We start from the raw sequence: 13,609 nt of genomic DNA on the forward strand, positions 1-13,609 counted from the left end.
CGGCGCGCATCCAGTCAGATTACGCCCGGAGGCGTGCGGTGATGGCGTCGCCGACCTGCGCGGTCGTACGGGCGGAGCCGTCCCGCGCCTCGATGTCCTCTCGCGCAGCGCGGGTGACGCGCTGCGCCTCGTCACTCAACCCGAGGTGCTCGAGCAGGAGGGCGACGGAGAGGATCGCGGCGGTGGGATCGGCGATCTGCTGTCCGGCGATGTCGGGCGCGGAACCGTGCACGGGCTCGAACATCGACGGGAACGCGCCGTCGGGGTTGATGTTCCCCGAAGCGGCGAGGCCGATGCCTCCGGTGACGGCGCCGGCCAAGTCGGTCAGGATGTCGCCGAAGAGGTTGTCGGTGACGATCACATCGAAGCGGCCCGGGTTCGTGACCAGGAAGATCGTCGCCGCATCGACGTGCAGGTAGTCTACGGCGACGTCGGGGTGCTCCTGCGCCACCTCGTCGACGATCCGCTTCCACATTCCCCCGGCGTGGACGAGGACGTTCGTCTTGTGGACGAGGGTGAGCTTGTTGCGACGCCTCTCGGCCTGCGCGAAGGCGAACCGAACGACCCGTTCGATGCCGAACGCCGTGTTGACCGACGTCTCGTTCGCGATCTCGTGCGGGGTCCCCGTGCGGATGGAGCCGCCGTTGCCGACGTAGGGACCCTCAGTGCCCTCACGGACGACGACGAAGTCGATGTCCCCGGGGTTCGCGAGCGGCCCGGAGGCGCCCGGGTAGAGCACGGACGGGCGGAGGTTGACGTAGTGGTCCAGGGCGAAGCGCAGCTTCAACAGCAGGCCCCGCTCGATGTTCGCGTCCTTCAGGCGAGGGTCCCCCGGCATCCCGCCGACGGCGCCGAGCAGGATCGCCTCGTGGGACGCGATGGCTGCGAGGTCATCGTCGGTGAGAGTGTCACCGGTCTCGAGGAAGCGTGCGGCGCCGAGGGAGAAGCGGGTCCTCTCGAACGTCACCTCCGTGCCTTCGGTGACCGCGTCCAGAACCTTCTCGGCTTCTGCGACGACCTCGGGGCCGATGCCGTCTCCGGGGATGACGGCCAGCTTCACGACGCGCGACATCGCTCTCCTCGTTGTCGGGGGGACTCGCGTGTCGTCAGTGGTCGACGCGCGGAGTGCGGGTTCCCTTCAGCGTAGTGGCCGCGATGACGGCTGCGCAGACGACGAGGACCGCGCCGATGATCGACGTCACGCCGACACCGGAGTCGAAGGCGGATGCCGCGGCATCCAGCACGCGCTGGCCGAGCCCCGCCGGCAGCCCCTCCGCCACCGTCACCGCGCCGCCCAGTGTTTCGCGGGCGGCGTCCGCAGCATCGGCGGGCACCCCCTCGGGAAGGCGGATGCCGGAGCGGTAGAGAGCGGTCAGGATGCCGCCGAGCACAGCCGTGCCCAAGACCGCGCCGAGCTCGTATGCCGTCTCGGACACCGCGCTCGCGGCACCCGCCTTGGTCGGCGGAGCGGTCGCGAGGATCAGTTCGTTCGACACCGTCTCCGCGGCGCCGATGCCGAGACCGAGGAGCCCGAAGGCGGCGATGAGCGTGCCGAGGGCCGCGGCATCCGTCGACAGGGCGATCATCACATACGCGGCGACCGAGAGCGCCAACGCGACGGGTACGACCACTCGCGGAGATACCCGGCGCGAGATCGGCACGACGGCGAGGCCGGAGACGATCATCAGCACGAGCCCGGGCACGAGGGCGAGACCGGCCTGCAGCGGGCTGAGGCCGACGATCAGCTGAAGATGCTGCGTCACGAAGTACAAGAACCCGACGAGGGCGACCACGCTGAGGAGGTTCACCAGCAGCGCGCCCGTGAACGCCCCCTGCCGGAAGAGCCGCATGTCGAGCATCGGGGCGTCGGAGCGCAGCTGACGGCGCACGAACATCCACCCGAAGGCCAGACCCGCGAGCACGAGCACGACCGGCAGCACGCCGGGACCGTGGACCGCGAACTCCTTGATCGCGTAGACGATCGGAACCATCGTCGCCATGCTGAGGACGATACTCAGCGGATCGATCCTGCCCGGCTTCGGATCGCGACTCTCGGGGACGAGGATCGGCGCCAGCACCAGGAGCGGAACGAGAACCGGGACGGCGAGGAGGAACACGGAACCCCACGCGAAGTGCTCGAGGAGCACACCTCCGACGATCGGGCCGAGGGCCGAACCGGCCGAGAACATCGACGCCCACACCGCGATCGCGAGCCGCCGCTGGTCCCGGTCGGTGAAGATGCTCCGCAGGAGCGACAGCGTCGACGGCATGAGCATCGCCCCGAAGAAACCCATCGCCGCGCGGGCGACGATCAGGAGCTCCGCCGAGGGCGCGAACGCCGCCAGCGCGGAGATGACCGCGAACCCGGTGGCACCGATCATCAGGAGCCGCCGGCGACCGAGACGGTCTCCCAACGAGCCCATCGTCACCAGCAGTCCGGCCAGAACGAGCGGGTACACGTCGATGATCCACAGCTGCTGCGCGCTCGTCGGGGTCAGGTCACGCGCGATCTCGGGTAGCGCGAAGCTCAGCACCGTGTTGTCCACCGACACCAGGAGCACCGGGAGCATGAGCACCGCGAGCGCCGCCCAGCCCCGCCATCCCTGGCGCGTTCCCGCGGCGTCGGCCACCCGGATCTCTTCTGTCAACGTCATGATTTATACACCGTCCAGCCGGTATAGTAACAGAATCGGATGCCGTACGGGAGAGGATCGGAGACATGAGTAGACCTCCTCGGGCGCGCGAGAGCGTCCTCGACGCCTTCGAAGCCGCCCTGATCGATGAGGGCGCACGCGGCGCGACGATGGATGCCGTGGCCGCCGCGGCCGGCGTCTCGAAGGGCGGACTGCTCTACCACTACGCCACGAAGGAGGCGCTCGAAGCCGCCCTGATCGAGCGGATGCGACGACTCGTCGACGCGGACGTGGAGGACATGCTCCGCTCCCCCGACGGCATCGTCTCCGCCTTCGTCCGCACCTCCGTCCAGTCCGACACTCCCCTGGACCGCGCGATGGTGGCGACCTCCCGCCTGGCGCAGACCGGGCACGACGCGGCATCCGTCGCCCTCCGCGACGTGCGGCGGGTATGGGAGGACGCTCTCCGGCCGCACACGCGCGATGAGAGCGCTCTGCAGCTGGTGCTGCTCGTCAGCGACGGGCTCTACTTCAACAGCGCACTGGCGACGACGGGCGTGCCCGGCCCCATCCCGCAAGGCGCCGACCTCGACGCACTGATCGCGCTCGTCGAGCGCGCAGCGCGCTGAGGCATCCCCCGCCGACCGGGCGAAGGATGCCGCAGCGCGTCAGACCTCGGTGAGTTCGATCTGCCGGAAGAGGTCGGCCTGGACCGAGGCGCGGAGCTCGTCGAGCATCGGCTCGGGGATCGGCGAATCGACGGTCAGGACCGACAGCGCGCGGCCGCTCGCGTCGGGACGCGCGACCTGGAGCCCGGCGATGTTGATGCCCGCTTCGCCGAGCTTCTGGCCGTAGATCGCGACGATGCCGGGCCGGTCGGCGTACCGCATCACCACGTGATAGCGGTTGATCGGCACCTCGACCTCGTAGCCGTTGATGCCGACGACCTTCGGCACCATGCGCGTGCCGGCGAGGGTCCCCTCGACGGTGAGGACGGTGCCGTCCGACAGCGTCCCCCGGAGGATCGTGATGTTCCGGTAGAGCGGGCTCTCGGACTCGACGATCAGTCGCGTCTCGATGCCGCGCTGCTCGGCGAACAGCGGCGCATTCACGTAGGACACGTTCTCGCTCACGATGTTCGTGAAGATGCCCTTCAGCGCTGCCAGCCGGTAGACGCTGACGTCGTAGTCGGCGAGCTCGCCGCGCACCTCGATGTCGAGGCTCGTGAGGGCGCTCGGGGCGAGCCCCGTGAAGATCTGACCCAGCTGCTCGACGAGCGCGATGCCGGGACGCACGAACGGGTCGATGACGCCACCGGCGACGTTCACGGCATCCGGAACGAGGTCGCCCTCGAGCGCGAGCTTGACGGACTTCGCGACCGACACGCCCGCCTTCTCTTGGGCCTCTTCGGTCGACGCGCCCAGGTGGGGCGTGACGATGACGTTCGGCAGGGACAGCAGCGGGAAGGCCGTGCCGTCCTCCTTCGGCGGCTCGCTCGTGAACACGTCGAGTCCGGCGCCGGCGATCTGGCCGGTCGTCAGCGCCGTGTGCAGCGCCGCCTCGTCGATGAGGCCGCCGCGGGCGACGTTCACGACGTAGGCGGTGTCCTTCATGATCTCGAACTGCGCAGCGCCGATCATGCCGGTCGTCTCAGGGGTCTTCGGCATGTGGATCGTGACGAAGTCGCTGGAGCTCAGCAACTCGTCGAGACCCAGGAGCTGCACTCCGAGCTGCTGCGCGCGCGTGGGGGTGACGTAGGGGTCGTAGGCGACGACGGAGACCCCGAAGGCCTGCAGGCGCGCCGCGATGAGCGCGCCGATGCGACCGAGGCCGATGATGCCGACGGTCTTCTCGTAGAGCTCGGTGCCCGTGAACGACGAGCGCTTCCACGCGCCGGTCGCCAGCGACGCGTGCGCCGCCGGGATGTGACGGGCGAGGCTCAGGATGTGACCGACGGTGAGTTCGGCGGCCGAGATGATGTTCGACGTCGGCGCGTTGACGACCATGACGCCCGCGCTCGTCGCGGCCTTGATGTCGACGTTGTCGAGACCGACCCCGGCGCGCGCGATGACCTTGAGCGACGGGGCTGCGGCGATCGCCTCGGCATCCATCTTCGTGGCGGAGCGGATGAGGACGGCGTCCGCATCGGCGAGGGCAGGGAGGAGCGCGGCACGGTCGGCGCCGTCCACGGATCGGACGTCGAAATCGGGGCCCAGGGCCTCGATCGTGGCGGGAGAGAGTTCTTCGGCGATCAGGACGACAGGCTTGGGCACGGCAGACCTTCGGGTACGCGAGTGTGGATCGCCACGAGTCCGGCCGGGCTGGGACCGACGACGGTACGCGGCACGGCCAGCCTAGCGAATTCGACCGGACGGCCCCGACCGTGTGACGCCGATCACGACCCGATGAGGGAGTTCCCGTTGGTGATCGCGTACGTGAGGATGTTCAGCCAGAAGACGGCGACGAGCCCCAGCCCGACGAAGAGGACGACCGCGAGCTGGAGGAGCGGGCGTCGACGGCCGAGCACCACGGCTGCGACGAACACGATGATCGGGAAGACGACCGAGAACAGCAGAATCGCCCATCCGCCGCCGTTCAGTCCCTCGACACCGCTCGCCTGCGCGATGAGGAAGGCAACCGCCGTCCACACCGCGTAGGCGTAGAAGAGTCCGAAGACACCCGCGATGGCAGCGGGGACCCAGGACGGTCCGCGACGGACAGCAGAAGACGAAGTCATCACGGCGTCACAGTCCGATCACGAAGGGCCAGGGAACGAGGAGGAAGACGCCGACCACCAGCCAGGCGAACCGAATCCACGTTGCAGCGGACCGGGTCAACAGGAACGTCCCCCCGAACCACAGCACCGGGGCCGCAGCGGCCACGAACAAGGCCGGGACGACCGAGGCAGGCTCGAGCCAGAACGACGTCGCTGCCGACAGGCGGGACGCCGCCAGGATCCAGCCCACGGTGTAGAGCAGGTAGATCCCGCCGAGCAAGCCGAGCGAGACGAGTGCGACGTTGCCGAGGGATGCCGGGGGCTCCGCCTCGACCGTTGCGACCACATCAGCCGGCGCCGGCTCGGTGGCGGCCGCACCGCTCCCCTTCCCCACGGCCTGCCAGCCGCTCGGCAGAGCCGCATCGGTGCGCTCGGGGCGCGGCGGTCGCGTCGGGGAATCGTCGCCTTCCCAGCGGAAGGCGTCCTCGTCGTCTCGGGGGTCGGAAGCCACGGTCCGAGTCTACCGACGCCGAAGGCCCGACCCCTTGTAAGGGTCGGGCCTCCGTGGCTCATGTCAAGCCGATCCCGGCGGATGCGCCGAGGGCTGGATGCCGAAGGTCAGCGCGCGGCCGACCCCTCGGTGTAGTCCAAGTCCTGCTGCTTCCACGCGAAGAGCGCGCGCAGGTCCTTGCCGACGGCCTCGATCGGGTGTGCGGCGGCCTTGGCCCGGAGCTCCTGGAACTCCACGGCGCCGTTGTCCTGGTCGTCGATGAAGCGCTTCGCGAAAGCACCCGACTGGATGTCCCCGAGGACGGCCTTCATGTTCTCCTTGACACTCGGGTCGATGACGCGCGGGCCCGAGACGTAGTCGCCGTACTCGGCCGTGTCGGAGACCGACCAGCGCTGCTTGGCGATGCCGCCCTCCCACATGAGGTCGACGATGAGCTTCAGCTCGTGGAGCACCTCGAAGTAGGCGATCTCGGGCTGGTAGCCCGCCTCGGACAGGGTCTCGAAGCCGTACTGCACGAGCTGCGACACACCGCCGCAGAGGACGGCCTGCTCGCCGAACAGGTCGGTCTCGGTCTCCTCGGTGAACGTGGTCTTGATGACGCCGGCGCGGGTGCCGCCGATCGCCTTCGCGTACGAGAGCGCGACGTCCCATGCGTGACCCGACGCATCCTTCTCGACGGCGATGATGTCGGGGATGCCGCGGCCTGCGACGAACTCGCGACGCACCGTGTGGCCCGGGGCCTTCGGGGCGACGAGGATGACGTCGACGTCGTCGGGGACCTCGATGTAGCCGAAGCGCACGTTGAAGCCGTGGGCGAAGGCGAGCGTCTTGCCTGCGGCGAGGTGCGGCTTGATCTCGTCGTTGAAGATGCCGCGCTGGTGCTGGTCCGGCGCGAGGATCATGATGAGGTCGGCCCATTCGGCGGCATCCGCGACGGACTTCACCTGGAAGCCGTCCTCCTCCGCCTTCGGCGCGGACTTCGAGCCGTCCTTGAGGGCGATGACGACCTCGACGCCGGAGTCGCGGAGGTTCTGGGCGTGGGCGTGGCCCTGCGAGCCGTACCCGACGATGGCGACCTTCTTGCCCTGGATGAGCGAGATGTCGGCGTCGGCGTCGTAGAGGATCTCAGCCATGTTCGTGTGTGTCTCCTTGTAGATGTCGGTAGAGAAGTTGTGGGGTCAGCCGCGCAGGACGCGCTCGGTGATGCTCTTGCCGCCTCGGCCGATGGCGACCATTCCGGACTGCGCGAGCTCTTTCACGCCGAACGGCTCGAGGGCTTTGAGGAAGGCGTCGACCTTGCCGCGGTCGCCGGTGACCTCCACCACGAGTGCGTCGGTGGCGTAGTCCACGACCGAGGCGCGGAAGAGGTTGACGACCTCGATGACGTTCGAGCGCGTCTGGTTGTCGGCGCGGACCTTGACGAGCATGTGCTCGCGCTGGACCGACGTCGCGTAGTCGAGCTCGACGATCTTGATGACGTTGACGAGCTTGTTCAGCTGCTTCGTCACCTGCTCGAGGGGCAGCTCCTCGACGTCGACGACCACCGTGATCCGGGAGAGCCCGGGGACCTCGGTGACGCCCACGGCGAGCGAGTCGATGTTGAATCCGCGGCGGGCGAACAGGCCCGCGACGCGGGTCAGCAGACCGGGCTTGTCCTCGACGAGGAGGCTCAGGACGTGCTTGCTCATCGTCAGTCCCCCTGCTCGAACGCCGGCGCGTGCTCGCGCGCGTACTGGATGTAGCTGTTGCTGACGCCTTGCGGCACCATCGGCCACACCATCGCGTCGGCGCTCACGACGAAGTCGATGACGACGGGACGGTCGTTGGTCTCGAGCGCGGTCTGGATCGCGGCATCCACGTCCTCCGCCTTCTCGACGCGGATGCCGAGGCAGCCGTACGCCTCGGCGAGCTTCACGAAGTCCGGGATGCGGATGCTGTCGTGGCCCGTGTTGAGATCGGTGTTGGAGTGGCGCCCGTCGTAGAAGAGCGTCTGCCACTGCCGCACCATGCCGAGCGACGAGTTGTTGATGATCGCGACCTTGATGGGGATGTTGTTGATCGCGCAGGTGGCGAGCTCCTGATTTGTCATCTGGAAGCAGCCGTCACCGTCGATCGCCCACACCGTCCGGTCCGGCTCGGCGACCTTGGCGCCCATCGCGGCAGGGACCGCGTAGCCCATCGTCCCGGCGCCGCCGGAATTGAGCCAGGCGTTGGGGCGCTCGTATCCGATGAACTGCGCCGCCCACATCTGGTGCTGCCCGACGCCCGAGGCGTAGACGCCCTCGGGCCCGGTCAGCTCGCCGATGCGCTGGATGACATGCTGCGGCGACATGAGACCGTCCGTGGTCGGCGCGTACCCCAGCGGGAACTCGGTGCGGAGGCCCTCGAGATAGGACCACCACTCCGAGATGTCGGGCTTGTCCACCCCCGCGAACGCCGCGTCGAGGTCGACCAGGACGTCCTTCAGGTCACCGACGATCGGGACGTCCGCCGTCCGGATCTTGGAGATCTCGGCGGGGTCGATGTCGACGTGGATGACCTTGGCGTCGGGGGCGAACAGCGCCGCCTTGCCGGTGACCCGGTCGTCGAAGCGCGCACCCAGCGCGATGAGCAGGTCGGATTCCTGCAGCGCCAGGACGGCCGGCACCGTGCCGTGCATGCCCGGCATGCCGAGCTGCTGCGGGTGGGAGTCGGGGAACGCGCCGCGCGCCATCAGGGTCGTGACGACGGGCGCACCCGTCGCTTCAGCGAACCGCCGCAGTTCCGCGGCCGCGCCGGCGCGGACCACGCCGCCGCCGACGTACAGCACCGGCTTCTTGGCTTCTGCGATCAGCTGAGCCGCTGCCTGAATCTGCTTGCCGTGGGCCTTCGTGACCGGGCGGTAGCCGGGGAGGTCGACCTTCGGCGGCCAGACGAAGGGAGCCTTGGCCTGCTGGGCGTCCTTCGTGATGTCGACGAGGACGGGGCCCGGGCGACCCGTGGAGGCGATCTCGAACGCCGCCGCGATGGCACCGGGGATCTCGGCCGGGTCCTTCACGAGGAACGAGTGCTTCGTGATCGGCATCGTGATGCCCACGATGTCGGCCTCCTGGAAGGCGTCCGTCCCCATGAGGGTCGAGTACACCTGCCCGGTGATGCAGACGATCGGCATCGAGTCCATGTAGGCGTCCGCGATCGCGGTGACGAGGTTGGTGGCACCGGGGCCGGACGTCGCGATCGCGACGCCGACGCGACCGGATGCCGCGGCGTAGCCCTCGGCCGCGTGGCCGGCGCCCTGCTCGTGACGGACCAGGATGTGACGCAGATCGGTGGAGTCCATCAGCGGGTCGTAGACCTCGATGATGGCGCCGCCCGGGAGGCCGAAGACGTCGGTGACGCCGAGGAGCTCCAGCGAGCGGACGACGGCCTGAGCTCCGGTGAGCACTGGCGTGGACGAGCCTCCGGCCGGTGGCCGGGGCACGGCGGCGACGGTGTCAGAAGACATGAGAGAGACCTCTGTGGTGATGGATGACGAGTGTGTGGGGCCTAGCCCGTCGTCGCGCCCTCCGCAGCGGAGCGCACGAGCTTCGAGTACTTGGCCAACACGCCACGGGTATAGCGCGGGGGAAGGGGCTCCCAGCCCTCACGGCGGGAGTTCAGCTCAGCTTCGTCGACGAGTAGGTCGAGAGAACGAGCCGCGATATCGACCCGTATCAGATCACCATCGCGCACGAAGGCGATGGGACCAGCGTCCACCGCTTCGGGTGCTATGTGGCCGATGCACAGGCCGGTTGTGCCGCCTGAGAATCGTCCGTCCGTCAACAGTAGTACATCTTTTCCGAGGCCTGCGCCCTTGATGGCGGCCGTCACGGCGAGCATCTCGCGCATGCCGGGACCGCCCTTGGGACCCTCGTAGCGGATGACGACGACGTCGCCGGCGGCGATGCGTCCCTCCTCCAGCGCGTCCATGGCGGCGCGCTCGCGCTCGAACACCCGGGCGGGTCCTTCGAAGACGGCGGCGTCGAACCCAGCGGTCTTCACGACGGCGCCTTCGGGGGCCATCGAGCCGTGGAGGATCGTGATTCCGCCGGTGGCGTGGATCGGGTCGTCGAACGTGTGGATGACGGTGCCGTCGATCGGGTCCGGGTCGAGGTCGCGGAGGTTCTCAGCGAGCGTCTTGCCCGTGACGGTGAGCGCGTCGCCGTGGAGCAGGCCCTCGTCGAGCATGGCCTTCATGATGACCGGGATGCCGCCGTGTCGGTCGACGTCGTTCATGACGTAGGTGCCGAACGGCTTCATGTCGGCCACGTGCGGGACCTTGTCGCCGATGCGGTTGAAGTCGTGGAGCGTCAGGTCGACCTCGGCCTCACGGGCGATGGCGAGGAGGTGCAGCACGACGTTCGTCGAGCCGCCGAGGGCCATCGCGAGCGTGATCGCGTTCTCGAAGGACTCCTTCGTGAGGATGTCGCGAGTCGTGATGCCCTGGCGGAGGAGGTTGACGACGGCCTCGCCGGAGCGGTGCGCGAAGTAGTCGCGGCGACGGTCAGCGGAGGGCGGGGCCGCGGAGCCGGGGAGGCTGAGCCCCAGGGCCTCGGCGACAGACGCCATCGTGTTGGCCGTGTACATGCCGCCGCACGCGCCCTCACCGGGGGCGATGGCGCATTCGATGCGCTTGAGGTCCGCCTCGCTCATCTTGCCCGCGAGGCACGCTCCCACGGCCTCGAAGGAGTCGATGATCGTGACGTCCTTCTCGGTGCCGTCGCTGAGCTTGACCCAGCCCGGCGCGATCGAGCCCGCGTAGAGGAAGACGCTCGAGAGGTCGAGGCGGGCGGAGGCCATGAGCATGCCCGGGATCGACTTGTCGCAGCCGGCGAGCAGCACCGAGCCGTCGAGGCGCTCGGCCATCATGACCGTCTCGACGGAGTCGGCGATGACCTCGCGGCTCACGAGCGAGAAGTGCATGCCCTCGTGGCCCATGGAGATGCCGTCCGAGACCGAGATCGTGCCGAACTGAAGGGGGTAGCCGCCACCGGCGTGCACTCCCTCCTTCGCGCCCTGGGCGAGCCGGTCGAGGCTCAGGTTGCAGGGTGTGATCTCGTTCCAGCTCGAGGCGATGCCGATCTGGGGCTTGTCCCAGTCCTCATCGCCCATGCCGACCGCGCGGAGCATTCCGCGCGAGGTGGTGGCTTCGATGCCGTCGGTGACCGCGCGGCTGCGGGGCTTGATGTCGATGATCTCGTCGGGAGAGGGCATTCTCGAAGTCTATTGCTGTGCGGCGACGCGCTCGCGTGCGACAGTCGACAGCAAAGCGGCGAGTTCTTCGATGTCTCCCACACGGACCGATGCCGCGGTCTCCCCCGCTCCGACCCGGATGCCGAGATCGTCGGGTCCGAGTGAGCGGAGCGCGTCCTCGTCGGTGACGTCGTCTCCGGCGAAGATCACCGCCGAGGCGTCGACGACATCGCGGAGGTGGGCGATGGCGGCATCCTTCCCCACATCCGTGAAGGCGTACTCGACGATGCCGTGTCCCTGCCGGCGACGCCAGTGGGGTGCGGCATCCGCCACGAGCGCGTCCACCGCAGATCGCAGTCGCTCGGCCGCGGACGGATCCGAGACGGTGCGCAGGTGCACCCCGAACCCGAACGTCTTCGGCTCGATCCATGCGCCCGGCACCTCGCGGGCCGATTCCTCGGCCTGGGTGCGCAGGCGGTCGCGCAGATCGGTGTCGCCCGGATCCAGTGCGGCCTTGGAGTCCGCCCCGGGGAGGAGGTACTCCGCGCCGTGCGATCCCGCGAGCAGGATCGGGGAATCGTCGCTGTGCTCCGCGATGATGCGGAGGTCGCCGAGCGAGCGGCCGGAGACGAACGCGACGACCGTCGCGGGCGCGGCGACGAGGCCATCCACGGCGGCACGTGCGGCCGGCGCCATGCGGGCGCTCATCGGCTCGTCGACGAGGGGCGAGAGCGTGCCATCGAAGTCCAGCGCGACGAGCAGCTTCTTCGTCCGCGCGACGGCGTGGACGTCGCTCATGAACGCTCCTCGCGCGCGGCGCTCAGGTCCGAGAGGAACCGTTCGGACCACTTCGCGACGTCGTTCTCGCGCACACGTCGACGGAGCGCGCGCATGCGGCGGTCCTTCTCCTTCTCGGGCATCTCGATCGCCTGCATGATCGCGTCCTTCAGTCCCGCGATATCGTGCGGATTGACCTTTATCGCCTGGGTCAGTTCGTCCGCCGCGCCGGTGAACTCGCTCAGCACGAGCGTCCCGCCACCGTCGACCCGGCTCGCGACGTATTCCTTCGCGACCAGGTTCATGCCGTCGCGCAGGGCTGTGACGAGCATGACGTCGGCAGCGAGGAAGAGGGCGACCATCTCCTCGCGAGGGTACGAGTGGTGCAGGTACTGGATGGCGCTGTAGCCGAGCTCGTCCGCGTCCCCGTTGATGCGACCGACGGTCAGTTCGATCTCGTCACGGAGCTCCATGTACGTCTGCACCCGCTCGCGGCTGGGGCTCGCGACCTGGACGAGGATCACGTCGTGTACCGACAGTCGGCCGTCGGCCAGCAGTTCGCCGTACGCCTTCAGACGGTGACGGATCCCCTTCGTGTAATCGAGGCGATCCACGCCAAGGAGGATCGCCTTCGGGTTTCCCAGGCTGGAGCGGATCTCCTCCGCGCGCGCCCGGATGTCGGGCCGCTTCGCGAGCTCCTCGTACTCCGCGGCATCGATCGAGATCGGATAGGCGCGGGCCACCGCCGTGCGCACTCCCCCGTCCTCCGTAGGGACGGCGATGGCGCCCGCCTTGGTGTCGAATCCCAACTGGCGGCGCACGGCACGCGCGAAGTTGCCGGCATCCGCCACCCGCTGGAAGCCGATGACATCGGCGCCCAGCAGTCCTTCGAGCACCTGGCGGCGCCACGGCAACTGCGCATACAGCCCGTATGCGGGGAACGGAATGTGGTGGAAATAGCCGATGGTGAGGTCGGGGCGGAGCTCGCGGAGGAGCTTCGGCACGAGCTGGAGCTGGTAGTCGTGTACCCACACGGTCGCCCCCTCGGCGGCGTGCTCCGACGCCGCCTCGGCGAACCTCTTGTTGACCTTGACATAGGCGTCCCACCAGGTGCGGTGGTAGGTGGGAGCGGCGATGACGTCGTGGTACAGCGGCCAGATCGTGTCGTTCGAGAAGCCCTCGTAGTAGAGCTGCATGTCGTCGGCCGAGAGCGTTACGGGCACCAGGTGCAGGCCGTCGAACTCGAATGGGTCGAGCTCGACACCCGGCTGGCCGGGCCAGCCGACCCAGGCACCGTTGGTGCTGCGCATCACGGGATCGAGGGCGGTGACGAGTCCACCGGGAGAGCGTCGCCAGGGTTCGTTCTCATCGTCGGTCCGGTCGACGGGAAGGCGGTTGGACACGACGACGAAGTCGGAAGCCACAGTCACGGTGTTCCTCTCGATGGATGACTTCAGGCTAACAACCGCCGCGGCATGCGTCCGGCGCAGTACCGTGGGTGGTATGCGCAAATACCTGTTCGGAACCGGCCTGCTGTCAGCCCTCACCGGCGGTGTCACGCTGCTGCGCTCCGCGCGCAGCCCGGAGCCCTTCACGTGGCGCACCGCCCTCGCATGGCTGAGCTGGGGCATCACCCTTGCGCTCGCGATCGGCTCGGTCGTCGACACACGTCGAGCATCCCGGGGCAAGCTCATCCCGATGGACTCGCCGCGCGACGGAGAGAAGACGAAGCTGCTCAAGCGCCGCCTCTCCCGCTGACGT

At 68.7% G+C, this 13,609-nt stretch carries 13 protein-coding genes; 2 read left to right on the forward strand and 11 right to left on the reverse strand.

From position 1 onward, the window contains the following. Positions 1 to 19: 19 nt before the first annotated feature. Together BLP38_RS05465 and BLP38_RS05470 are read right to left on the reverse strand one after the other, a co-directional pair. A complete protein-coding gene (locus tag BLP38_RS05465) occupies positions 20 to 1,072 on the reverse strand; it encodes a 3-isopropylmalate dehydrogenase (protein ID WP_091354089.1) in 1,053 nt (350 codons plus the stop codon). A 34-nt stretch (positions 1,073 to 1,106) separates the two neighbouring features. Next, positions 1,107 to 2,654, reverse strand: coding sequence for an MFS transporter (locus BLP38_RS05470; protein WP_091354091.1), 1,548 nt, complete (start codon positions 2,652 to 2,654; stop codon positions 1,107 to 1,109). Positions 2,655 to 2,719: 65 nt separating this feature from the next. Between BLP38_RS05470 and BLP38_RS05475 the strand changes: the two genes are divergently transcribed. Then, positions 2,720 to 3,262, forward strand: a complete 543-nt coding sequence (locus tag BLP38_RS05475; RefSeq protein WP_091354094.1) for a TetR/AcrR family transcriptional regulator — start codon at positions 2,720 to 2,722, stop codon at positions 3,260 to 3,262. 39 nt (positions 3,263 to 3,301) lie between these two features. Here the strand turns inward: BLP38_RS05475 and serA are convergent, their stop codons facing one another. The 9 genes from serA to BLP38_RS05520 all read right to left on the reverse strand — a co-directional run bounded on the left by serA (position 3,302) and on the right by BLP38_RS05520 (position 13,278). Continuing rightward, positions 3,302 to 4,906: a phosphoglycerate dehydrogenase gene (serA, locus tag BLP38_RS05480; protein ID WP_091354097.1), complete on the reverse strand. Its 1,605-nt coding sequence runs from the start codon at positions 4,904 to 4,906 to the stop codon at positions 3,302 to 3,304. Between the two features lie 122 nt (positions 4,907 to 5,028). Continuing rightward, complete coding sequence (locus BLP38_RS05485; RefSeq protein WP_231916573.1) at positions 5,029 to 5,370, reverse strand: hypothetical protein; 342 nt, start codon at positions 5,368 to 5,370, stop codon at positions 5,029 to 5,031. 7 nt (positions 5,371 to 5,377) lie between these two features. Next, the gene (locus BLP38_RS05490) at positions 5,378 to 5,860 is read right to left on the reverse strand and encodes a hypothetical protein (RefSeq protein WP_091354106.1); all 483 of its coding nucleotides are present in this window, start codon (positions 5,858 to 5,860) and stop codon (positions 5,378 to 5,380) included. A gap of 107 nt (positions 5,861 to 5,967) precedes the next feature. Next, positions 5,968 to 6,993: a ketol-acid reductoisomerase gene (gene ilvC, locus BLP38_RS05495; RefSeq protein ID WP_091354109.1), complete on the reverse strand. Its 1,026-nt coding sequence runs from the start codon at positions 6,991 to 6,993 to the stop codon at positions 5,968 to 5,970. Positions 6,994 to 7,038: 45 nt separating this feature from the next. After that, positions 7,039 to 7,548, reverse strand: coding sequence for an acetolactate synthase small subunit (ilvN, locus tag BLP38_RS05500; RefSeq protein WP_020097174.1), 510 nt, complete (start codon positions 7,546 to 7,548; stop codon positions 7,039 to 7,041). A 2-nt stretch (positions 7,549 to 7,550) separates the two neighbouring features. Continuing rightward, the gene (locus BLP38_RS05505; RefSeq protein WP_091354113.1) at positions 7,551 to 9,344 is read right to left on the reverse strand and encodes an acetolactate synthase large subunit; all 1,794 of its coding nucleotides are present in this window, start codon (positions 9,342 to 9,344) and stop codon (positions 7,551 to 7,553) included. Between the two features lie 41 nt (positions 9,345 to 9,385). Further along, complete coding sequence (ilvD, locus tag BLP38_RS05510) at positions 9,386 to 11,092, reverse strand: dihydroxy-acid dehydratase (RefSeq protein WP_091354116.1); 1,707 nt, start codon at positions 11,090 to 11,092, stop codon at positions 9,386 to 9,388. Positions 11,093 to 11,101: 9 nt separating this feature from the next. Next, positions 11,102 to 11,869: a trehalose-phosphatase gene (otsB, locus tag BLP38_RS05515; protein ID WP_091354120.1), complete on the reverse strand. Its 768-nt coding sequence runs from the start codon at positions 11,867 to 11,869 to the stop codon at positions 11,102 to 11,104. Continuing rightward, complete coding sequence (locus BLP38_RS05520; protein ID WP_091354123.1) at positions 11,866 to 13,278, reverse strand: alpha,alpha-trehalose-phosphate synthase (UDP-forming); 1,413 nt, start codon at positions 13,276 to 13,278, stop codon at positions 11,866 to 11,868. The genes otsB and BLP38_RS05520 overlap by 4 nt, the downstream gene beginning before the upstream one ends. Positions 13,279 to 13,351: 73 nt before the next feature. Here BLP38_RS05520 and BLP38_RS05525 point away from each other — a divergent pair, with 73 nt between their 5' ends. Then, entirely contained in the window at positions 13,352 to 13,606 is a 255-nt protein-coding gene (locus BLP38_RS05525) for a hypothetical protein (protein WP_091354127.1), read from the forward strand. The last annotated feature ends 3 nt before the right edge of the window (positions 13,607 to 13,609 follow it).

It is taken from the genome of Microbacterium sp. LKL04, from assembly GCF_900102005.1.
Lineage (GTDB): Bacteria > Actinomycetota > Actinomycetes > Actinomycetales > Microbacteriaceae > Microbacterium.